The sequence below is a fragment of the Pseudomonas sp. JV245A genome, from assembly GCF_032424515.1.
Lineage (GTDB): Bacteria > Pseudomonadota > Gammaproteobacteria > Pseudomonadales > Pseudomonadaceae > Aquipseudomonas > Aquipseudomonas protegens.
Genome location: NZ_VYKE01000043.1, coordinates 1 through 22,371 on the forward strand (window position 1 = coordinate 1; position 22,371 = coordinate 22,371).

The window sequence follows — 22,371 nt, forward strand, 5'->3', positions numbered from 1 at the left end:
TAATCGACCCCGGACAGCCGGGTTTCAGCGCTGAAAGGCACTGCCGTCAGCAGATCGCTGCCCGGCTCGGGCTGTGGATAAAGCTCCCGCAGGTACTCGACGATGGACTTGCCTTCGGCGGTGTCGTCCGCCAGGGAGGCCATCAAAGCCGCTTCGGCCAGTACCTGGGCACTGACGCCCGGCGCCGGGTAGATGGCGCTGCAACGGCGGTTACCGAAAGTGATGGTGCCGGTCTTGTCCAGCAGCAACACGTGCACGTCACCCGCCGCCTCCACCGCACGCCCGGACTTGGCGATCACGTTCAAGCGCACCAGGCGGTCCATCCCGGCGATCCCGATGGCCGAGAGCAGGCCGCCGATGGTGGTGGGGATCAGGGTCACCAGCAGCGCCACCAGGAACACCAGCGGCAGGCTGCCATTGGCAAAGTGGGCGAAGGGCTGCAGAGTCACCACCACCAGCAGGAAGATCAGGGTCAGGCCGATCAGCAGGATATCCAGGGCCACTTCGTTCGGTGTCTTCTGCCGCTTGGCGCCTTCCACCAGAGCGATCATGCGGTCCAGAGTCGACTCGCCGGGGTTGCTGGTAATGCGCACCAGCAGCCAGTCGGAGACCAGCCGGGTATTGCCGGTCACCGCCGAACGGTCACCGCCGGATTCCCGGATCACCGGAGCCGATTCACCGGTGATTGCCGCTTCGTTGACCGCGGCGATACCTTCGATCACCTCGCCATCGCCGGGAATCATTTCGCCGGCTTCGACCCGTACCACGTCGCCTTTGCGCAGATTGACCGCCGGCACCAGCTGATAGCTGCCGTCGCTGGCCCGGCGGCGGGCGCTCAAGCCCTCGCTACCGGCCTTGAGGCTGTCGGCACGAGCCTTGCCGCGGCCTTCCGCCAGGGCCTCGGCGAAGTTGGCAAAGAGCACCGTGAACCACAGCCAGAGAGCAATCTGGGCGGCGACGAAGGTCGGCACTGCGGTGTCCGAAATGAAACACAGCACGGTGGTCAGGATCGCTGTCAGTTCCACCACCAGCATCACTGGCGAGCGCTGCAACTGGCGCGGGTCAAGCTTGACGAAAGCCTGGATCAGCGCCGGGCGCCACAGGGCCGAGATTGCGGTACTCGCCACTTCGGCCTCGGCCGGCTGGCTCTTGGCGAGCGCATCGGCGGCTTTGTTCGAGGCAGGAACATGCATATTCATCATCAGGTCCTCAGAAGCCCATGCTCAGGTGTTCGGCGATTGGGCCCAGCGCCAGGGTCGGCAGGAAGGTCAGGCCGCCCACCAGCAAGATGGTCACGGTCAGCAAGGCCACGAACAGCGGGCCATGGGTGGGAAAACTGTTCTGGCCGATGGGTGCGGTCTTCTTCATCGCCAGGCTGCCGGCCAGGGCCAGCACCGGCAGGATGTAGCCGAAGCGACCGATCAGCATGCCCAGGCCCAGCATCAGGTTATGGAACGGGGTATTGGCGCTGAAGCCACCGAACGCCGAGCCGTTGTTGGCGCTGGCCGAGGTGTAGGCGTAGAGCAGTTGACTGAAGCCATGGGGCCCCGGGTTGCTGATGGCTGCTGCCGGCCCCGGCAAGCTGGCGGCCAGGGCGCCCAGCACCAGGACGCCGATGGGCATCACCATCAGGGTCACTACCAGCAACTGCACCTCCTTGGCCTGTAGCTTCTTGCCCAGGTATTCCGGGGTGCGACCGATCATCAGCCCGGCCAGGAACACTGCGATCAACACGTTCAGCAACATGCCGTAGAGGCCCGCACCGACGCCGCCGAAGATCACTTCGCCGACCATCATGTTGATCAGCGCCACCATGCCGCTCAGCGGGTTGAGGCTGTCGTGCATGCCATTCACCGAACCGTTGGAGGCCGCAGTGGTGGTCACCGACCAGAGCACCGTGGCAGTGGTGCCGAAGCGGACCTCCTTGCCTTCCAGGGGCGCAGCCTGCTCTACCGCTGCGTTCTGCAACGCCGGGTTGGGTTGATACTCCGCCCACAGCGAGGTAGCACCGCCGATCAGGAACAAGGCGAACATGCAGGCGATGATCGCCCGGCTCTGACGCAGGTCCTTGACGTAATGGCCGAAGGTGAACACCAGGGCCACCGGAATCAGGATGATCGATACCAGTTCGAACAGATTGCTCCAGGCCGTGGGGTTCTCGAACGGGTGCGCCGAGTTGACGCCGAAGAAACCGCCACCGTTGGTGCCCAACTGTTTGATGGCAATCTGACTGGCGGCCGGGCCCAGCGGAATGACCTGGTCATTGCCCTGCAGGGTCAGGGCATCCACGTAATGGGCAAAGGTCTGGGGTACGCCCTGCCAGACCAGGAACAGCGCCAGCAGCAGGCACAGCGGCAGCAGGCCGTAGAGGGTGGCGCGGGTCATATCGACCCAGAAGTTGCCCAGGGTGCGCACCGAACGCCGGCCAATGCCACGGCACAAGGCAACCAGCACCGCCAGCCCGGTGGCAGCGCTGACGAAGTTCTGCACGGTAAGGCCGACCATCTGGCTGAGGTAGCTCAGGGAGGCTTCGCCGCTGTAGGACTGCCAGTTGGTGTTGGTCATGAAACTGACTGCGGTGTTGAACGCCAGCGTCCATTCCTGCCCCGGAAGATGCTGCGGATTGAGCGGCAGGTGATCCTGAAACAGCAAGATGGCAAACAGCAGGACAAACCCGGCCAGGTTGAAGGCCAGCAGAGCCAGGGTGTATTTCTGCCAGCTCTGCTCAACCTGTGGATCGACCCCGGAGATTCGATAGCAGACACGCTCCACCGGGCCCAGAACCGGGGTCAGCCAGGTGCGCTGGCCCTCCATCACCCGGTAGTAGAAGCGCCCCAGCCAAGGTGCGGGCAACAGCACCAGAGCGAAGAAGGCGAGGATCAGCCAATAGTCATAACTGTGCATAACCGCAGCTCCTAGTTCCGATCCGCGCGCAGCAGCGCAACCAATAGATAAATGAACAGGCCCACTGCCAGCAGCAGCGACACCGCGTCCAGAATGTTCATTGAATGTCTCCGTGGTACGGCGATTGCCGCGAATGCAGACATTGTCCGCAGGGTGCCTGTAAAGGAACGAGATCGACGGGGCGGGCAGCGCATAAAGAAAGCGTAAAGACTGGCGTCATCCAGCCTTTACGAGGGGCGATGAAGCGCATCGCTCGCCTCTGGAGCGCGGCTGCCCCGATGCGAGGCATCACGCCCCCATGCACTGAAGGTCAATAGTGCTAAAAATCGGCGAAACATCCTCGATACGACAGCTTTTCGTGCTTTACGACGGTGTTCCAGGAACTGGCATGGGCACTGCACAGAACAGCCGCGAGCACGTCCTAATCGTTCAGGGAGCAACCGATGAGCACACAACTCAAGCCCACCTTGGGCACGCTGCATTTATGGGGCATCGCAGTCGGACTGGTGATTTCCGGGGAGTACTTCGGCTGGAGCTATGGCTGGGGCGTGGCAGGAACCCTGGGGTTTCTCGTGACCTCGCTGATGGTGGCGACCATGTATACCTGCTTTATATTCAGTTTCACCGAGCTGACCACGGCGATTCCCCACGCGGGCGGCCCGTTTGCCTACAGCCGTCGCGCCTTTGGTGAAAAAGGCGGCTTGATCGCGGGGCTGGCCACCCTGATCGAATTCGTCTTCGCCCCTCCCGCCATCGCCCTGGCCATCGGCGCTTACCTGAACGTGCAATTCCCGGCCCTGGATCCGAAACATGCCGCGGTTGGCGCCTACATCGTATTCATGGGCCTGAACATTCTCGGGGTGAAACTGGCAGCCACCTTTGAACTGGTGGTCTGCGTGCTGGCGGTGGCCGAACTCCTGGTGTTCATGGGCGTGGTGGCCCCGGCCTTCAGCTTCAGCAACTTCGCCCTCAACGGCTGGGCAGGCGCCGACGCCTTCGGCGCCCCGGCAATTGCCGGGATGTTCGCCGCCATTCCCTTCGCCATCTGGTTCTTCCTGGCCATCGAAGGCGCGGCCATGGCTGCCGAAGAAGCCAAGGACCCCAAGCGCACCATTCCCAAAGCCTATATCAGCGGCATCCTGACCCTGGTGCTGCTGGCCATGGGGGTGATGTTCTTCGCCGGCGGCGTGGGGGACTGGCGCAGCTTGTCGAACATCAACGACCCGCTGCCCCAGGCGATGAAGACCGTTGTGGGTGACAGTTCCGGCTGGCTGCACATGCTGGTATGGATCGGCCTGTTCGGCCTGGTGGCAAGTTTCCACGGGATCATTCTCGGCTACTCGCGCCAGTTCTTCGCCCTGGCCCGGGCCGGTTACCTGCCTGCCTCCCTGGCCAGGCTGTCGCGCTTTCAGACGCCACATCGGGCGATCATCGCCGGCGGCCTGATCGGCATCGCCGCCATCTACAGCGATGGCCTGATCAACCTTGGCGGCATGACCCTCACTGCCGCCATGATCACCATGGCGGTGTTCGGTGCCATCGTGATGTACATCATGAGCATGCTCAGCCTGTTCAAACTGCGCAGGGCGGAACCGAATCTGCCACGCAGCTTCCGCGCCCCGGGCTACCCGCTGGTGCCGGCCATCGCCCTGGCACTGGCCGCGGTCTGCCTGGTGGCCATGGCCTGGTTCAATGCCCTGATCGGCCTGATATTTCTGATGTTCATGGCCCTGGGCTTCATCTACTTCCTGCTGACCGGGCAACTGCGGGCCGACGCGCCGGTGGACGCCATGCTCACCGGCCGTTGAACCGCGCTCTGCTCGCACCAGGCGGATCAGGCATACAATGGAACCACTGCGAAGCGCTTTAACTCAAAGCGTTATAGGCAGGCCCGAAGGCGAACCTTCGCCTGCGGGCTACTGCCCATTAAGGAGAGCCCTATGCCCTGGTATGCCTGGTTGATTCTGGTGGTTGCTATCGGTTCTATCGTTGGCGGCTTGATGATGCTGCGCGACACCGCCAACAAGGTCGAGCTGACCGATGAGCAACGCAAGCGCGTGGCCGAGCGCAACGCACAAATGGATGCCAAGGAAGCGCAGGATCGTTAAGCCTACAGCCCCTTCACCCTAACGTGCAGGGGCTGCCTGGAAGCTCAGCGCTCCCATTCGGCCTTGGCAATGTGCAACCCGTGCTGGCCCTTATAGGCTGCACGTTGCGGCTGGCTCCAGCCTTCGAGCAGCGATTCGTCCAGACGATAGATTTCCACTCCCAGTGGACGGCACACGCTTAACGGGTCCTGGGCTTCAGGCCCCCACATCGGCAAGGACAGATCTCCGCCCGGACAGGTCGACAATGCACAGAGCAGGTCGATTTCGGCGAAGAACTCCAGATAATCCCCCTTCTGCGCCGGGCAGGCCTTCATGAAGTACATGTCGTCATGGTTCAGGCCCGTGCACTGGAAGATGTTCAACACATCATGCACATCGAACTCGGTCAGGCCATGAGGCAGCACTGCCCGCGTCAGGTTGGAATGGCAGTGATGGTGAAAGTCCTCGCCGGTAAGCATGCGATTCACATAGGGGTCGCAACGGGTGCCCAGTAGATCGTGCAGGCGGCCACCATGCTCGTCGATGCCGTAATGGGCCAGGCTGTCATCGGTGATGGTCACCAGCGGCCGCAGAAAAGGCAGGTTCGACCAGAGCCGGTCGTGGGTACTGACATGCGCCCCCTGCAACTGCCGGGTGCGCGCAGCCCAGAGGCGCTCACGCGGATCGTTGGCATTCCATACGTTGAAGTCGCCCACCTGCGGCCCTACCGGGGTGGTCACCCGAAATACGTGCCCGGCGGGCACCTTCCAGGCGCGTCCGGTACGGATCGGAACCTCGAACTGCTCGATCAGATGGCGTTGGCCCTGATTGTGCCGAATGCGTTCGTAAAACGCCTTGTCCACCTGTAGCGCCGAACCTTTGCTGACCTGATAAGCCGCTGGATAGTCTTTGTACATGGGTATCGCCCTCATTCAGTGACACAGGGATTGGTCGAGCATGTCCAACAGCAGGCGCTCCGAGTCGTCCAGGTACAACTCCATGGCCTCGATGGCGGCCGCCTTGTCACCCTCCAGAAGCCATTCATGGATCTGTCGGTCACGGACCAGCCAGGGCGCCTGAAACCGCGCCTCATCCGGCGCCGTACAAAACACCAGGCGCAACTGCGCCACCACGTTGGTGAAGAACTCATCGAATAGTGGCGAGCCCAGCAACCCCACCACATGCTGGTGAAAACGCAGGCCATGGGTTCCCACGGCGCGCCAGTCCTCGCGCTCCCGGGCAAGCTCCGCCGCTTCGATGGCATCGAGCATGCGATCGGACTGGTACTCGCGTAGCGGGCGAGCATTGGCGATGGCCTGCAACTCCAGGGTACGGCGCACTCGGAACAGATCCCGCACGTCATCAGCACCAAGGCGACGGACCACCACGCCTTTGTGCCGCACGTACCAGGTCAGCCCTTCCTGCCCCAGGCGGTGCAGGGCTTCACGGATGGTATTGCGTGAGGCGTTATAGGCACTGACCAGCTCGCTTTCCACCAGCGCCATTCCGGGCAATAAACGACCACCGATGATGTCAGCCCGCAGTTCCACAGTAATGTGGTCCGCCAGGGATAGTCCGTCGCTCATGGGGGCACCTCACGATTGTTCAACAATTCATGAACAGCAGGTAATCACTTATCGTGCCAACTTCAATCACCCCCCTTATGCCCTCACGAAAAGCTGTCGGGAAGCTGTCAACGCTGACAATCCCTGCCTAGAAGTAGGGGCATGATCTGATAATCCTTGGTTAAAATGGCCTTCTAGTTGCGGAGGTTTCTCAAATGCGTTACTCGCCAGACCATAAAGCCCAGACTCATCAACGCATTATCAAGGAAGCTTCAGAACGTTTTCGGCGTGACGGGATAGGTGCAACAGGTCTACAGCCCCTGATGAAAGCCCTGGGGTTGACCCATGGCGGCTTCTATTCCCACTTCAAGTCCAAGGATGAACTGGTAGAAGAAGCCCTGCGCGCCGCCGCCCAAGAGCTGGACGCCCATTGCGCTGCACTGTTCGCACAAGAGCATCCACTGCCAGCCTTTATCGATAACTACCTCTGCGAGTGGCACCAGAAGTCCCCTCATCAAGGCTGCCCGCTACCGACCATGAGCTCGGAACTCGGCCAGCGCGGGCAACCCAGTGCGACTACAGATGAGGTGCTCAACACCAGGCTGGAACAACTAGAATCGGTGCTGGAAGGCGAACAGAAAGCCGAGCGAAGCCTGATGCTCATGTCCACCTTGGTCGGTGCACTCATGCTTTCTCGTAGCGTGGAAAACCCGGAGTTGGGAACTCGGATACTGGAGGTGGTTCGCGAGGGCCTGAAGGAACAGGAGCGGCGCTGAAGCGATCCGCTCCAACCTACTCTTCTTATTTATAGCGAGCGGCCGCACTGCTCCTGGACAGATTGGGGCCAAGAGCCAAGCGCGCCGCCACCAAAGCCTGCCAATCCGCAGGATCGGGTAGCGAAGGCAATGTAATCAACTCACCCTGATCCAAGCCGCTCAACGCCGCATCGACCATCTCCTGTACCTCCATCACCATTTCCGCCGGAATGGCCTTGGCATCGAGCCCTGAACGCTCCCAGATTTCGGTACGAGTGACACCCGGCAAGACAGCCTGTACACGAACCCCGCTGCCCTTCAACTCAGCCTGCAGCGACTGAGTCAAACTGAGTACATATGCCTTGGTTGCACTATAAGTCGCGTTGAAACGCTCAGGAATCAAGGCCACCACCGAGGCAATATTGATAATCGCCCCACGCCCAGTCGCAGAGAAACTCGTTGCAGCCACCCCGGCCAGCCGGGTCAGTGCCACTACATTGAGCTGAATCATGTGCTCCATCTGATCCAGGTCGGCGCCAGCCAAAGCCCCGTTGGCAGCTACTCCCGCATTGTTCAGCAGCAAGCTGATACGGGAGTCGTCGCGCAAACGTTGCTCGACATTCAGTAAGTCCTTCTTGAGCGTCAAATCCGCCTTCAACACCTCCACTTGCACGTTATATTTATCGCTCAACGCATTGGCTGCCACCTTCAAACGTCCCTCATCCCGAGCAACCAGCAACAAATCAAAACCTCGCGCCGCCAGTCGCTCGGCATAAACCGCTCCAATACCGGATGAGGCCCCAGTGACCAATGCTGTACCTTGGGATTGAATCGAACTCATAGCTGGACTCCTGACAATGCATGAAAGTAATGAGCGCCTTCGGCCAGAAACATTTGGCGCCCAAAAATATTATTTCCATAATATTTTCGAGCCATCATGAAAATAATCAATCCAGGCGATAGAGATTCACTGTCAGCTACCCCACTCATGAAATACAAAAGGCCGGTCAGAGACCGGCCTTCAAACGTTATGCGGGAGAACTCAATTGACTTCGAGCTTATCCAGATTTCGTTCCAGAATTGCCCTGCCAATCCCCTTGACCTCCAGCAACTCGTCCACCGAAGCAAAGGGCCCATTTTCTTCCCGATAAGCGACAATCGCCTTGGCCTTGGCAGCCCCCACCCCATAAAGCTCGCGTTGCAGCACAGCCTCATCCGCCGTATTGAGGTTGACCTTGCTCGCTTGAATCGGCGCCTGCTCCGCCACTTGCGCAGAACCGGGCTGGGTCTGGGGACCCGGCGCTGCTTGAGTGACAAGTGCAAAGCTGGCGAGAAAAGCAAAGATCAATGAGGTGAAAAAAGAGTTACGCATAGTGACGCTCCATGACATCGAGTAAGGAAAGCAGCTTTCCAAAGCTGCCTTCCAAACCTAGGTTGATGCCACGAGCAAATCAAAAGCCAGAGAGTTACTGCTTATGTAGATTCAAGGTTTGAGACGACGCTGCTGATAGACCCAGTCGACGATTTCACCATCCGGTGTGTAGCCACTTACGGTCTCGCGAAGCAACTGGCGAACTCTTGCATAGTCGTCCAACTCAAGGGCTGCAAGGAGTTCAGCGAGCTTCAGCTTGAGTGTTTCCCACGGTAGATGATCCTCGTTGGCACTCATGATCATCGGGTGCTGAGTAGCGGCGACGTTGTCTCCAATCAGCAACTCTTCGTAAAGCTTTTCACCAGGCCGCAAGCCAGTAAATTCAATCGCGATATCACCATGAGGATTTTTCTCCGAGCGAACACTCAGCCCGGAAAGATGAATCATTTTTTCTGCCAGCTCGACAATTCTGACTGGCTCGCCCATATCCAATACAAATACGTCCCCTCCCTGCCCCATCGAACCTGCCTGAATGACCAATTGGGCAGCCTCTGGGATGGTCATGAAATAACGTGTGATCTTTGGATGCGTGACCGTCAACGGGCCACCAGACTTGATCTGCTTATGGAATAGCGGAATAACCGAACCTGAAGAGCCCAGTACATTCCCGAAACGGACCATGGTGAAACGAGTTTTATTAACCCGTGACACATTTGACAAATCATCGAACAGAACCGGGGCCAGCTCCTTGCTCAACGCCTGCAACGTAAGCTCCGCCAGTCGTTTGGTGCTACCCATGACATTGGTTGGGCGAACCGCCTTATCCGTAGAAATCAATACAAAGTTGGCTACACCACATTGCAGTGCGGCCTGCGCGGTATTGAGCGTCCCCATGACATTATTAAGTACACCTTCAGCGATATTATGTTCTACCATCGGAACATGCTTATATGCAGCAGCGTGATAAACCGTATCGACGCTCCAGATTTTCATGACTGACAGCAACTTTTCGTAGTTGCGTACCGAACCAAGAATTGGCAATAGTTTTACAAGCCGAGACTCTCTCGATACACGCTGCTCAAGTTCGGACAAGATACTGTAAAGATTGAACTCACTGTGATCGAGCAATATTAGCGTGCTAGGGCCCTGGAGCAGAATCTGCCGACAAAGCTCAGAACCAATAGACCCTCCAGCACCTGTCACCAGAACTGTCTGCCCCTTGATACAGTGCGCCAACAGGTCAACTTGAGCCGGGACCGCGTCACGCCCAAGCAGGTCAGCTATGTCCACCTCTTGAATGTCATCGACTTTCACTCGGCCACTGGCCAGATCCATGAAACCGGGAACACTTCGTACATGTAAGGGGAACCCTTCCAAATACCCCAGAATCTCTCTTCGACGGCTACGACTGGATGAGGGAATTGCCAGGAGAATCTCTTCTGCCCCCGTGTCATCAATCATTTGCTGCAAATGCTTGGGTTTATACACCTGCAGCCCAGCGATCATCCGATCGGCAATACTGCCGTCATCATCGATAAAGGCCACAGGACGCATCAGCCGCCCCAATCGCAACGCCGCCACCAGTTGATTGCCTGCCGCTCCAGCACCGTAGATAGCCACCTTAGGCAAACCATCATCACGATTGGTAAAGGGTACATGCTGGGCGGTGGTGAACCAGTCACCAAGAAAGTACTGACGCATCGCCAGCCTAAGTCCGCCAATCATCACCATACTCAACCACCAATAGTTGAATACGATTGAGCGCGGCACCACGGTCTGGTGATTGCTATGTAAATAGACAATCAGAGCGAGAATCAGCGCCGACAAGGTTACAGCCTTAACGATAGCAATAAGGGCATCGTTGCCGAAGTAACGCATGACGGCGCGATACATTCCGAACCGAATGAACAGCGGAATAGCCACTACCGGAGCGCTGGCGAATAGCCAGAAATGCACAATAAAGGGATTGTTCAGGTCATCAAAACCCAGCCTGACGACAAAAGCCATCCACAGCGCGATCCACACCAGCACAATATCGGTGACTACCTGCAACACCCTCTTCTGCCGCCGCGGGAGCCTCAACAGAAGTGTTCGTATCTTATCCATAATTCCTTTTTCGAACCTCGGCCTTCAGCCTCGATCTATGTTGCATACTGATGGAAAGCGCCCTATTTGGCAGTCTCGAATACTAGGCAGTATCAGCCTGTTTTCTCCAACTCACCCGCCCGAAACCTGAAAGCAAGAAAAACCAGCGGCGCGTAAGCCAGTACCAGACCAATAATACCATCCAACCCGAACAGCCCCACGCCTATGGCGATTGGCAGCAGCCAGAGTGTATTGATCCCCAAGACCGCCAAGGTCACTGGTAGATGCCGACCAAACTGGCGGGAGGCGAACTGATAAGCATGACTACGATGTGCTTCATAGACCTTGTCTCCGCGAACTAACCGCCGAATCAGAGTAAAAGTCGCATCAACAATGAAGACGCCAAGAAGAATCAACCACACCCAAAGAAAGTGCGAGGATGCCCAAGCTCCCTGTACGGAAAGAACCCCCAGAACAAGCCCAAGAAAACCGCTGCCAGCGTCCCCCATGAAAATACGTGCAGGAGGGAAGTTCCAATAAAGAAAACCCAGCACTGCCATCGACAATAACAGTGGCAGCCAAATCAATGATGGAGCATCAGCAAACCAGTAAATTACGCAGGCACCAAGACATGTACTCACTGCCTGAACACTGGCAATCCCATCGATACCATCCATAAAGTTGTATAGATTGAGCATCCAGACTAGGTAGAAAATTGCGCAGATATGCCCAAGCCATGAAAGATTAAGATCAAAGCCAAACACATGAATCGCAGGCAATCCCCCTAGCCAGCTCAGCGCCCAGATCGCTGCTATAAAATGCGCGAGCAGCCTCCAACGCGCCGCTATATGCCCATGATCATCTAAAAAACCAACTACAGCTATCAGTGCTCCTGCTCCCCATAAGGAGCCTATTGACAGCGGAGGAACATCAGCCAACACGCTCAACAGAGGCGCAGCGGCCAGAAAACTCAGGACAATTGCAACTCCTCCCCCTCTCGGGGTAGGCACCGAGTGAGAGCTGCGACTATTGGGAACGTCCATCAAGCTGCGAGCTAGAGCATAGCGTCGCAATACCCAAGTTAGTAGAAGCGAAACACCGGCTACCACTAACATAAAAAACAAAATCACCATGTAACTTTAATCCTTAAAGCGCATGAAAAATTTAAAGCCATTAGAGCCACGCCACGCAAACCAAAAAGCCCTTCAAACACATTAAAACTCAAACACAACTATCAATAAAGTATTTCGCTGTAGCATCAAGTGCTTTATCTACGCTCAGAGGAGGAACCCACCCCAATAGCTCGCGATTCTTGGATATATCAACCTGAAGAGAACCGCACAGTCGTTGGGAAATAGGCGTTTTGCCCATCAATGCAGCACTAAAACTCAGGATCCCACTAGGTATGGGCAGCAGGCGAGCAGGTTTACCCAATGCGCGCCCTGTTCTTTTCAGCAGTTCGGTTGTCGAAAGATCTTCACCATCACTAACTAAAAACACCTGGTTTGCAGCTAATGGATGATCAATACACGTAACAATCAGATCCACCAAATTATCTAATGCCACCAAACTACGACGATTATCTATTGCCCCAAAAGGTAAAGGCACTCCCTTATACAACCAGCGCATCATATTGAAAAAGTTTGCTCTAACACCAGGACCGTATACAAGGACTGGACGAATAATTACAACTTCCATTCCTGTTTGAGAGGCAATGATCATCAAGCCCTTTTCCGCTTCCATCTTGGAAATACCGTAAGGATCTGTAGGGGCGGGCTCATCATCAGCAGTGTAAGGAACATTGAGCAGTGTCCCCTCACCATTAACCTTGATGGAACTGATAAAAATGAATCGACCTACACCACGCTGAGCTGCCTGGCGAGCCAAATTTAGCGTCCCTTCCACATTGACCTTCCGGAAGGCCTCGAGAGGATCGAGTGAGGACTCATGCATTACATGGACACGGGCAGCCGCATGTACTACGACATCGCAATCAAGCAGTATCGAACTCCAATCCGTCATACCATCAATCTGTTCTACCTGAGTAACAGACGTGGTAGCTGCCAAGGCCGGAATGGGCTTTCGCAACACAACAGTTAACTTATGGGGTGAACTCTTAGATAAACACTCATGAACAGCGCCACCTACAAAACCGGATGCTCCCGTCAAAAGGATTCTGGCCATTATCTACCGTACCTTCTAAAACTGGCGCCACAGAGTAATATCTGAAACACTCGAAAATGACATTATGCGCCGCCAACAACCTGCCGAGCCATACTGTCCATCAAAAAAACATCCCACCCTCAATGCAACGCAGAATACCGCAGACACTGCTCCAGGTAATCGCGCAAGCAGCAGAACTGCCATCGCAAAGCATCAGTCGATATCAAAAAAGACTTAATGCCCACTTCGATTGAAAGGAAGAACAATCAACCCTGCGGGATTTTAAGACGGTAGAAACAAGGAAGTCGCCAGGAGAAACCCAGAAGTGGCACTATAAAAATAGCTTAAAAGCAACCCAACTCAAGCCAAAGACCTATTCGATCAACACAAGACAAGCATTCCGCCTTACTCGACGAACAAAAAGCATGCTAAAAGCGACTTCATCTAGAGTATTTTTATCTTAGGCTCACAGGCCATCCACCTCCTCTTCGTTAACTCGATCACGAAGCTCCTTACCCGGCTTAAAGTGGGGAACGAACTTTCCATCCAAGCTGACTGACTGACCTGTTTTTGGGTTACGACCTACACGAGGTGCGCGATAGTGAAGCGAAAAGCTGCCAAAGCCTCGGATCTCAATTCGATCGCCAGTGGCTAGGCATTGAGACATCTGTTCAAGCATCGTCTTGATGGCCAACTCGACATCCTTGGATGAGAGCAGCCCTTGATGGGTGACAATTCGTTCGATCAACTCCGACTTCGTCATATTTTTCCCTTCTTTTTCAAGCAGCTAGGTCAGTGCTTCAAAGGTTTTAGCATGCTCTGAGGGTTTTGAACAGCCCATCTGCGACACCAATACAAACTCCTTTCTTGTAGAAGATGCAGTGACAAAAACGCAAAGCCGCCCTATCGACACATGACCAGCATCGTTCGGGTCAGATAACCCGCCGGATTCCAACCGAAGGGATAATCCCCCTCCTCATCCTTGGCATCACTGGACTTGGTAATGACCTTGTAGCCATTGGTCTTACACTCACGCGCAGCACGCTTGTAGCATTTATCCCAATCCGACCCCAGCCCCGAACAGTCGACCTCTATGCCACTGACCCCGCGTGTCGCATGGGTCTTTACATTGGTCGTACACCCTGCCAAAAGAAGAATCAAAACCACTACACCCAACCTGCTCATGCTCTTCCTTAAGGCAGCTTATGCTGCTTGAATAATGCATCTATTGAGTAAGCCTAGACTCAAATACGCAGCCGACCCACCTAAGAAAGAGACAACTCATTGCACAAATTGGTTTCCCCAGCACCCTGCTCCCAACCTCTCAAATTTCAGGCACAAAAAAGGGCGACCGAAGTCGCCCTTTTTATGGTCTGACAGAACTTAGTTCTGCTTTTCCATTTGTGCACGCAGCAGGTCACCCAGAGTTGTAGGACCAGCAGCGATATCCGAAGCAGCTGGCTTGTCGCGCAGGCTCTGGATAGCTTCTTTCTCGTCTTCAACGTCTTTCGACTTGATCGAGAGCTGGATTACACGGCTCTTACGGTCAACGCTGATGATCTTGGCTTCAACTTCTTCGCCTTCTTTCAGAACGTTACGCGCATCTTCGATGCGGTCACGGCTGATTTCGGAGGCTTTCAGAGTAGCTTCGATATCGTTAGCCAGGGTGATGATGGCGCCTTTGGCGTCAACTTCTTTTACAACACCCTTAACGATTGCGCCTTTGTCGTTCTCTTGAACGTACTCGGAGAACGGATCGCTTTCCAGTTGCTTGATACCCAGGGAGATACGCTCGCGCTCTGGGTCAACCGACAGGATAACGGTGTCCAGCTCGTCGCCCTTCTTGAAACGGCGTACGGCTTCTTCGCCCACTTCGTTCCAGGAGATGTCGGACAGGTGAACCAGACCGTCGATGCCGCCGTCCAGACCAATGAAGATACCGAAATCGGTGATCGACTTGATGGTGCCGGAGATCTTATCGCCCTTGTTGAACTGGCCAGAGAAGTCTTCCCATGGGTTGGACTTGCACTGCTTGATGCCGAGGGAGATACGACGACGCTCTTCGTCGATGTCCAGAACCATAACTTCCACTTCGTCGCCGACTTGTACGACTTTCGAAGGGTGGATGTTCTTGTTGGTCCAGTCCATTTCCGAAACGTGTACCAGGCCTTCCACGCCTTCTTCCAGCTCAGCGAAGCAGCCGTAGTCGGTCAGGTTGGTTACACGAGCGGTAACGCGGGTGCTTTCTGGGTAACGAGCCTTGATAGCAACCCATGGATCTTCGCCCAGTTGCTTCAGGCCCAGGGAAACACGATTGCGCTCGCGATCGTACTTCAGAACCTTGACATCGATCTCGTCGCCAACGTTGACGATTTCGGAAGGATGCTTGATACGCTTCCAAGCCATGTCGGTGATGTGCAACAGGCCATCGACGCCACCCAGATCGACGAATGCGCCGTAATCGGTGAGGTTCTTGACGATACCTTTGACTTGCTGACCTTCCTGCAGGGATTCCAGCAGAGCTTCACGCTCAGCGGAGTTCTCGGCTTCGAGGACGCTGCGGCGGGAAACGACAACGTTGTTGCGCTTCTGGTCGAGTTTGATGACTTTAAACTCGAGCTCTTTGCCTTCCAGGTGCGTGGTGTCGCGCACTGGACGGACGTCAACCAGAGAACCTGGCAGGAACGCACGGATGCCGTTAACGTCGACAGTGAAGCCGCCTTTAACCTTACCGTTGATAACGCCCTTGACCACTTCTTCGGCTGCGAAGGCTGCTTCCAGAACGATCCAGCATTCAGCGCGCTTGGCTTTTTCACGGGAGAGCTTGGTTTCACCAAAGCCGTCTTCAACCGAATCCAGAGCAACGTGAACTTCATCACCAACATTGATGGACAGTTCGCCAGCATCGTTGTAGAACTGCTCAAGCGGGATCAGCGCTTCAGACTTCAGACCAGCGTGAACGGTTACCCAACGCGCTTGGTAGTCGATGTCGACGATAACACCGGTGATGATGGAGCCTGCCTGAAGGTTCAGGGTTTTTAGGCTTTCTTCAAAGAGTTCCGCAAAGCTTTCGCTCATTTTAATTCCTGTTGATAAGGGCGAAGAATCCGCCCATCTGCCACATCCCAGACGATGTGGGTTACGTTCATATAAAAGAACGATCGCAGGACTATGACTGGTCCCCTGCAATCCTTCTTGTTCACCCGGCGATATCGCGAATGGCGATTTCACTCAAGATGCGTTGCAACACCTGATCGATGGACAACTCCGTGGAATCCAGCTGTATGGCGTCAGCCGCCGGCTTGAGCGGGGCCACCGCTCGCTGGGTATCGCGCTCATCACGCGCACGGATCTCATCTAGCAGACTCGACAGACTAACACCATCGACCTTTCCCTTCAACTGCAAGTAACGGCGACGAGCACGCTCCTCGGCACTGGCAGTCAGGAAAATCTTCAACGGAGCGTCGGGAAACACCACGGTTCCCATGTCGCGGCCATCGGCAACCAACCCCGGCGGCTCCTGAAAGGCACGCTGACGCTGCAGCAGGGCGTCTCGCACAGCAGGCAACGCCGCAACCTGAGAAGCCCAGGCCCCGACCTGCTCGTTGCGCAGGTCATCCGTCACGTCATCACCCTCAAGAATGATCCGCTGCGGATGGTTCTCAGTAGCTCCGAGAAACTGCACATCCAAGTGAGCCGCCAACAATTTCAGCGACTCTTCATTGGTCAGATCGACGCCATGATTGCGCGCAGCGAACGCCAGCAGCCGGTACAGCGCTCCGGAGTCCAGCAGACACCAGCCCAGATGCTTGGCCAGCTTGCCAGCAATGGTGCCCTTACCCGAACCACTCGGCCCATCGATGGTGATCACCGGCGCCTTGATATTCACGACTGAGCCTCTTGCGTGACACGGATCCCCACCTGCGCGCACAGCGCAAGGAAGTTCGGGAACGAGGTCGCAACGTTGGCGCAGTCATGAATGCGGATCGGCGCGTTGGCGCGCAGCGAGGCGACACTGAAAGCCATGGCGATACGGTGGTCACCATGCCCATGAACCTCCCCGCCGCCGATCTGGCCACCCTCAATGATGATGCCGTCCGGGGTCGGTTCGCACTTGACCCCCAGGGTCAGCAGGCCATCAGCCATCACCTGGATACGGTCAGACTCCTTCACCCGCAGTTCTTCAGCGCCACGCAGCACCGTGCGCCCTTCGGCGCAAGCGGCCGCGACGAACAACACAGGGAACTCATCGATTGCCAGCGGCACCAACTCTTCGGGAATCTCGATCCCCTTGAGCTTGGCGGCGCGCACATGCAGATCGGCAACCGGCTCGCCACCCACTTCGCGCTGGTTTTCCAGACGAATGTCAGCGCCCATCAACCGCAGGATATCGATCACACCTGTACGGGTCGGGTTGATGCCCACGTGCTCCAGCACCAGCTCGGAACCTTCGGCGATGGATGCAGCCACCAGGAAGAACGCCGCGGAAGAAATGTCCGCAGGCACTTCAATATGGGTTGCCTTGAGCTTGCCGCCGGATTCGACCGAGGCCGTGGCGCCGTCGACATTCACCGAGTAGCCGAAGCCACGCAGCATGCGCTCGGTATGGTCACGGGTCGGAGCCGGCTCGGTGACCGTGGTTTTCCCTTCGGCATATAAACCTGCCAGCAACAGGCAGGACTTAACCTGCGCACTGGCCATCGGCAAGGTGTAGGTCAGCCCCTTGAGCTTGTGACCGCCACGAATCACCATCGGCGGGCGACCCTCGGCAGCCGTCTCAATGACCGCGCCCATTTCCCGCAGCGGGTTCGCCACACGATTCATCGGACGCTTGGACAGGGACGGATCGCCAGTCAACGTGCTGTCGAAGCTTTGTGCAGCCAGCAAGCCCGACAACAGGCGCATCGAGGTACCGGAGTTCCCCAGGTAGATCGGCCCCGGAGCCGGCTTCAAGCCGTGCAAGCCAACACCATGAATGGTCACACGACCATGATGCGGCCCTTCGATGACCACGCCCATGTCGCGAAAAGCCTGCAAGGTCGCCAGAGCGTCTTCACCCTCGAGGAAACCTTCCACTTCAGTGGTGCCCTCAGCCAGCGAGCCAAGCATGATCGAGCGGTGAGAAATCGACTTGTCGCCCGGTACACGAATCCGCCCAGACAGGCGGCCACCAGGATTTGCCAGAAAAATCAGATCGTTGGAGTTCATAGCGTCCACATAGGCCCGGCGGGCCAGGATTTTACCGAAATGCTCGCGGGCAACCCGGGCGCGAGTGAATACGCCCAACAATTGATGCCCGTCCCCTGCATCGACCGCGTCACGCAGAGCGTCGAGGTCGTTGCGAAATGTATCGAGTGTGCGCAGTACCGCCTCGCGATTGGCAAGGAAGATGTCGTGCCACATGACCGGGTCGCTGCCGGCGATTCTCGTGAAATCGCGGAACCCGCCCGCAGCGTAACGGAAGATATCGAGATTTTCACTGCGCTTGGCCAGGGAATCGACCAGACCGAACGCCAGCAGGTGCGGCAAATGGCTGGTCGCCGCCAGGACTTCATCGTGACGCTCGACCTGCATGTGCTCGACATCCGCCCCCAGCTCACGCCAAAGCCTGTCGACCAGGTCCAGCGCCGCGGCATCAGTCTGCTCCAGAGGCGTAAGGATCACCTTGTGCCGACGAAACAGCTGCGCGTTGGAGGCTTCCACACCACTCTGCTCGGAGCCCGCAATGGGATGCCCCGGGACAAAACGCGCAGGCATGCCGCCAAAAGCTTCTTGCGCAGCGCGCACCACATTGCCTTTGGCGCTGCCGACATCGGTCAGCACCGCCTGGCCCAGATCCATGCCGGCAAGCAGAGCCAGCAGCTTTTCCATGGCCAGGATCGGCACCGCCAGTTGAATCACATCGGCGCCCTGGCAAGCCAGGACCAGATCCTCTTCACAGCGATCCACCACCCCCAGTTCGACCGCCAACTGGCGGGACTGCGGATCCAGATCGACACCGACTACCTCGCGACACAGGCCACTTTCACGCAAACCCTTGGCAAAGGAACCGCCAATCAACCCCAGGCCGATCACCACCAGGCGACCGATCATAGGCACAGCAGATTGCATTGGAATGACATCAAGCACGGGCCAGAACCTTGGCCAAAGCCTCAAGGAAACGAGTATTTTCCGCCGGCAGGCCGATGGTGATACGTAAATGATTTGGCATGCCGTAGTTGGCCACCGGCCGCACGATCACCCCCTCGCGCAACAACCCCTGGAAAATCGGCGCAGCCTCACGCCCCAGGTCCACGGCAATGAAATTGCCCTTGGAAGGAATCCAGCTCAGGCCCAGATCACGGAACCCCGCCTCCAACTGCTGCATGCCGGCCTCGTTCAGACGACGACTCTCGGCCAGGTAGTCCACATCCTCAAGTGCGGCGCAAGCCGCAGCCAAGGCCAGGCTGTTGACGTTGAAAGGCTGGCGCACGCGGTTCAGCACATCCGCCACCACCGGGGTCGACAGCCCATAACCGACCCGCAGGGCTGCCAGGCCATAGGCCTTGGAGAAGGTTCGCGAAACCAGCAGGTTCGGGTAGGCCGCCAGGAAGTCCAGGCCATCCGGCAGGTCGCTGCCTTCGGCGTACTCGATATAGGCCTCGTCCAGCACCACCAGCACGTGGGCCGGTACATCCTGCAAAAACTCGTCCAGCTCCTCGGCACCGAACCAGGTACCGGTCGGGTTGTTCGGGTTGGCGATGAACACCACGCGGGTCCGATCATCGATCGCCTTGAGCATGGCTGGCAGGTCATGCCCCCAGTTCTTGGCCTGAACCACGCGAGCCTGGGCTCCGACAGCCTGGGTAACGATGGGGTAGACGGCAAATGCGTGCTCGCTGAACACCGCATTCAAGCCAGGCGCCAGGTAGGCACGAGCCACCAGCTCCAGAATGTCGTTGGAACCGTTGCCCAGGGTCACCTGGTCGATTTCCACGCCGCAGCGCTCGGCCAGCAGGGACTTGAGGGCAAAACCGTTGCCATCCGGATAACGGGTCAGCTCGGCAAGCTCGTCACGAATCGCCGCCAGGGCCTTGGGGCTGGCGCCCAGCGGGTTTTCATTGCTCGCCAACTTGACGATGGTGGCCGGATCGATGTCCAGCTCACGGGCCAGTTCGTCCACGGGCTTGCCCGGAACGTAAGGCGAAAGTTGTTGCACGCCTGGTTGTGCCAGTGCGAGGAAGTCGCCACTCATTGTTAAAGCCTCAGAGAACCGCTTTCGGGTAGGAACCCAGCACCTTGAGTGCTACTGCTTCCTGACTGATCTTTTCCAGCACACCCTTGACCAACGGATCACGGTGGTGGCCGACGAAGTCGATGAAGAACACATAGGTCCATTTGCCACTGCGCGAAGGTCGGGTCTCGATTCGCGTCAGGTCGATGCCATTGTCGTGGAATGGCACCAACAGCTCGTGCAAGGCACCGGGCTTGTTGCTCATGGACACGATGATCGAGGTCTTGTCGTCGCCGGTCGGCGGCACTTCCTGATTACCGATCATCAAAAAGCGCGTGGAGTTGTCCGGACGATCCTCGATTTTCTCTGCCAGGCGCGTCAGGCCATACAGGCCTGCCGCCATGTCGCCGGCGATCGCCGCCGAATTCCACTCGCCCTTGACCCGCTTGGCCGCCTCGGCGTTGCTGGACACCGCCACGCGCTCGACATTCGGGTAATGGGCGTCCAGCCACTTGCGGCACTGGGCCAGGGACTGGGCATGGGAATAGATGCGACTGATGCTGTCGGTCTTGGTGTTCTCGCCCACCAGCAGATGATGGTGAATACGCAGTTCGACTTCACCGCAGATCACCATGTCGTGCTCGAGGAAGCTGTCGAGAGTGTGGTTCACCGCACCCTCGGTGGAGTTTTCCACCGGCACCACGCCGAAGTTCACGGCGCCGGCCGCCACTTCACGGAACACCTCGTCGATCGCCGCCATCGGCTTGCTGATCACCGCATGACCGAAGTGCTTCATGGCCGCAGCTTGGGTGAAGGTACCTTCAGGACCGAGGTAGGCCACTTTCAATGGCTGCTCCAGGGCCAGGCACGAAGACATGATTTCGCGGAACAAGCGCGCCATCTCTTCATTGCCCAGCGGCCCCTGGTTGCGCTCCATCACCCGCTTGAGCACCTGGGCTTCACGCTCGGGACGATAGAATACCGGCACTTCGCCTTCGGCGAGAGAGCCCATCTTGACCCGCGCCACTTCCTGGGCACAGCGCGCGCGCTCACTGATCAGCTCCAGGACCTTCTCGTCCAGGGCGTCAATACGCAGGCGCAGGGCCTTGAGTTCTTGCTCAGACATCAGCCGTGTTCCTTCTCGAACTCCGCCATGTAGGCCACCAGCGCATTGACTGCGTTGATGTCCACGGCGTTGTAGATGGAAGCGCGCATGCCACCCACCGAGCGGTGGCCCTTGAGGTTCAACAGGCCGCGAGCCTCGGCGCCCACCAGGAACGGTTTGTCCAGGCGATCGTCGGCCAGACGGAACGGCACGTTCATCCAGGAGCGGTCGGTCTTGTTGATCGGGTTGCTGTACAGGCCGCTGGCGTCGATGAAATCGTACAGGGTGCGCTGCTTGGCCTCATTGAGATTGGCGATGGCTTCAACCCCGCCCTGCTCCTTGAGCCATTCGAACACCAGGCCGGACAGATACCAGGCCAGGGTCGGCGGCGTGTTGTACATCGAGCCGTTGTCCGCCGCGACCTTGTAGTCGAGCATGGTCGGGCACAGCGAACGGGCACGCCCCAGCAGGTCTTCGCGAATGATGTTCACCAGGATGCCGCTGGGGCCGATATTCTTCTGCGCGCCAGCGTAGATCATGCCGAAACGGGAGATATCCACAGGGCGCGAGAGGATGTCGGACGACATGTCGGCCACCAGGGGAACGTCGCCGGTTTCCGGGATCCAGTTGAATTCCAGGCCGCCAATGGTTTCGTTCGGCGCGTAGTGCACGTAGGCCGCATCTGGCGACAGCTGCCATTCGTTCTGGCCGGGAATTGCGAAATAGTCGTAAGGCTTGGCAGTGGCCGCCACATTCACCTGCCCGTAGCGGGAGGCTTCTTCAATGGCTTTCTGCGACCAGATACCGGTGTCGACATAGTCGGCCTTGCCACCCTCGGGCAGCAGGTTCAGTGGGATCTGGGCAAATTGCTGGCTGGCGCCGCCTTGCAGAAACAGCACTTTATAGTTCGAGGGGATATTCAGCAGATCACGCAGATCCTGCTCGGCCTTGGTGGCAATGGAAACGAACTCATCGCTGCGATGGCTCATTTCCATGACCGACAGGCCCTTGCCATGCCAATCCAGCAATTCGGCCTGGGCACGCAACAGGACAGCTTCAGGTAGCGCAGCGGGACCTGCGCAGAAGTTATAGGCTCGTTTGCTCACATCCACTCTCGCTATG

Annotated in this window: 21 protein-coding genes; 3 read left to right on the plus strand and 18 right to left on the minus strand. The window is 57.4% G+C overall.

Annotated elements, in window-relative coordinates; all coding sequences use genetic code 11:
• The 3 genes from F6S12_RS14370 to kdpF form a co-directional block, all read right to left on the minus strand.
• The coding region (locus F6S12_RS14370) for an HAD-IC family P-type ATPase (protein WP_315869013.1) at window positions 1-1,199 on the minus strand (1,199 nt) is incomplete at its 3' end.
• Between the two features lie 10 nt (window positions 1,200-1,209).
• Window positions 1,210-2,904, minus strand: coding sequence for a potassium-transporting ATPase subunit KdpA (gene kdpA / locus F6S12_RS14375; protein WP_161466124.1), 1,695 nt, complete (start codon window positions 2,902-2,904; stop codon window positions 1,210-1,212).
• 11 nt (window positions 2,905-2,915) lie between these two features.
• Entirely contained in the window at window positions 2,916-3,005 is a 90-nt protein-coding gene (kdpF, locus tag F6S12_RS14380; RefSeq protein WP_019092894.1) for a K(+)-transporting ATPase subunit F, read from the minus strand.
• 342 nt (window positions 3,006-3,347) lie between these two features.
• Between kdpF and eat the strand changes: the two genes are divergently transcribed.
• Both eat and F6S12_RS14390 read left to right on the plus strand, forming a co-directional pair.
• A complete protein-coding gene (gene eat, locus F6S12_RS14385) occupies window positions 3,348-4,712 on the plus strand; it encodes an ethanolamine permease (RefSeq protein WP_053159716.1) in 1,365 nt (454 codons plus the stop codon).
• Window positions 4,713-4,844: 132 nt separating this feature from the next.
• The gene (locus F6S12_RS14390; RefSeq protein WP_011062571.1) at window positions 4,845-5,012 is read left to right on the plus strand and encodes a DUF2897 family protein; all 168 of its coding nucleotides are present in this window, start codon (window positions 4,845-4,847) and stop codon (window positions 5,010-5,012) included.
• A gap of 44 nt (window positions 5,013-5,056) precedes the next feature.
• On the opposite strand, the gene F6S12_RS14395 is transcribed toward F6S12_RS14390, so the two are convergent.
• Entirely contained in the window at window positions 5,057-5,908 is an 852-nt protein-coding gene (locus F6S12_RS14395) for an urea carboxylase-associated family protein (protein WP_011062572.1), read from the minus strand.
• 15 nt (window positions 5,909-5,923) lie between these two features.
• Window positions 5,924-6,577: a GntR family transcriptional regulator gene (locus F6S12_RS14400; protein WP_041119412.1), complete on the minus strand. Its 654-nt coding sequence runs from the start codon at window positions 6,575-6,577 to the stop codon at window positions 5,924-5,926.
• A 194-nt stretch (window positions 6,578-6,771) separates the two neighbouring features.
• Between F6S12_RS14400 and F6S12_RS14405 the strand changes: the two genes are divergently transcribed.
• Window positions 6,772-7,332, plus strand: coding sequence for a TetR/AcrR family transcriptional regulator (locus tag F6S12_RS14405; RefSeq protein ID WP_072442838.1), 561 nt, complete (start codon window positions 6,772-6,774; stop codon window positions 7,330-7,332).
• Window positions 7,333-7,357: 25 nt separating this feature from the next.
• Here the strand turns inward: F6S12_RS14405 and F6S12_RS14410 are convergent, their stop codons facing one another.
• The 13 genes from F6S12_RS14410 to serC all read right to left on the minus strand — a co-directional run bounded on the left by F6S12_RS14410 (window position 7,358) and on the right by serC (window position 22,355).
• Window positions 7,358-8,152 (minus strand): SDR family NAD(P)-dependent oxidoreductase, encoded by a 795-nt coding sequence (locus F6S12_RS14410; RefSeq protein ID WP_103289558.1) that lies wholly within the window; start codon window positions 8,150-8,152, stop codon window positions 7,358-7,360.
• Window positions 8,153-8,353: 201 nt separating this feature from the next.
• Window positions 8,354-8,683: a ComEA family DNA-binding protein gene (locus tag F6S12_RS14415; protein WP_125063004.1), complete on the minus strand. Its 330-nt coding sequence runs from the start codon at window positions 8,681-8,683 to the stop codon at window positions 8,354-8,356.
• Window positions 8,684-8,794: 111 nt separating this feature from the next.
• Entirely contained in the window at window positions 8,795-10,789 is a 1,995-nt protein-coding gene (locus tag F6S12_RS14420; protein ID WP_125063003.1) for a polysaccharide biosynthesis protein, read from the minus strand.
• Between the two features lie 92 nt (window positions 10,790-10,881).
• Complete coding sequence (locus tag F6S12_RS14425) at window positions 10,882-11,901, minus strand: MraY family glycosyltransferase (RefSeq protein ID WP_125063002.1); 1,020 nt, start codon at window positions 11,899-11,901, stop codon at window positions 10,882-10,884.
• 88 nt (window positions 11,902-11,989) lie between these two features.
• Window positions 11,990-12,952, minus strand: a complete 963-nt coding sequence (locus tag F6S12_RS14430; protein ID WP_125063001.1) for a UDP-glucose 4-epimerase family protein — start codon at window positions 12,950-12,952, stop codon at window positions 11,990-11,992.
• 445 nt (window positions 12,953-13,397) lie between these two features.
• Complete coding sequence (gene ihfB, locus F6S12_RS14435; RefSeq protein ID WP_053153140.1) at window positions 13,398-13,694, minus strand: integration host factor subunit beta; 297 nt, start codon at window positions 13,692-13,694, stop codon at window positions 13,398-13,400.
• A gap of 140 nt (window positions 13,695-13,834) precedes the next feature.
• Window positions 13,835-14,116: a hypothetical protein gene (locus F6S12_RS14440; RefSeq protein ID WP_125063000.1), complete on the minus strand. Its 282-nt coding sequence runs from the start codon at window positions 14,114-14,116 to the stop codon at window positions 13,835-13,837.
• Between the two features lie 198 nt (window positions 14,117-14,314).
• Window positions 14,315-16,009, minus strand: a complete 1,695-nt coding sequence (gene rpsA, locus F6S12_RS14445; protein ID WP_007931318.1) for a 30S ribosomal protein S1 — start codon at window positions 16,007-16,009, stop codon at window positions 14,315-14,317.
• A 121-nt stretch (window positions 16,010-16,130) separates the two neighbouring features.
• Complete coding sequence (gene cmk / locus F6S12_RS14450) at window positions 16,131-16,820, minus strand: (d)CMP kinase (protein WP_011062580.1); 690 nt, start codon at window positions 16,818-16,820, stop codon at window positions 16,131-16,133.
• Entirely contained in the window at window positions 16,817-19,024 is a 2,208-nt protein-coding gene (locus tag F6S12_RS14455; RefSeq protein ID WP_152686815.1) for a bifunctional prephenate dehydrogenase/3-phosphoshikimate 1-carboxyvinyltransferase, read from the minus strand. Before F6S12_RS14455 ends, cmk begins: the two co-directional genes overlap by 4 nt.
• Before the next feature lie 28 nt (window positions 19,025-19,052).
• Complete coding sequence (hisC, locus tag F6S12_RS14460) at window positions 19,053-20,165, minus strand: histidinol-phosphate transaminase (RefSeq protein ID WP_152686354.1); 1,113 nt, start codon at window positions 20,163-20,165, stop codon at window positions 19,053-19,055.
• Between the two features lie 10 nt (window positions 20,166-20,175).
• Window positions 20,176-21,270, minus strand: coding sequence for a prephenate dehydratase (gene pheA / locus F6S12_RS14465; protein ID WP_011062583.1), 1,095 nt, complete (start codon window positions 21,268-21,270; stop codon window positions 20,176-20,178).
• A complete protein-coding gene (gene serC / locus F6S12_RS14470; RefSeq protein ID WP_161466125.1) occupies window positions 21,270-22,355 on the minus strand; it encodes a 3-phosphoserine/phosphohydroxythreonine transaminase in 1,086 nt (361 codons plus the stop codon). Before serC ends, pheA begins: the two co-directional genes overlap by 1 nt.
• Window positions 22,356-22,371: the final 16 nt, after the last annotated feature.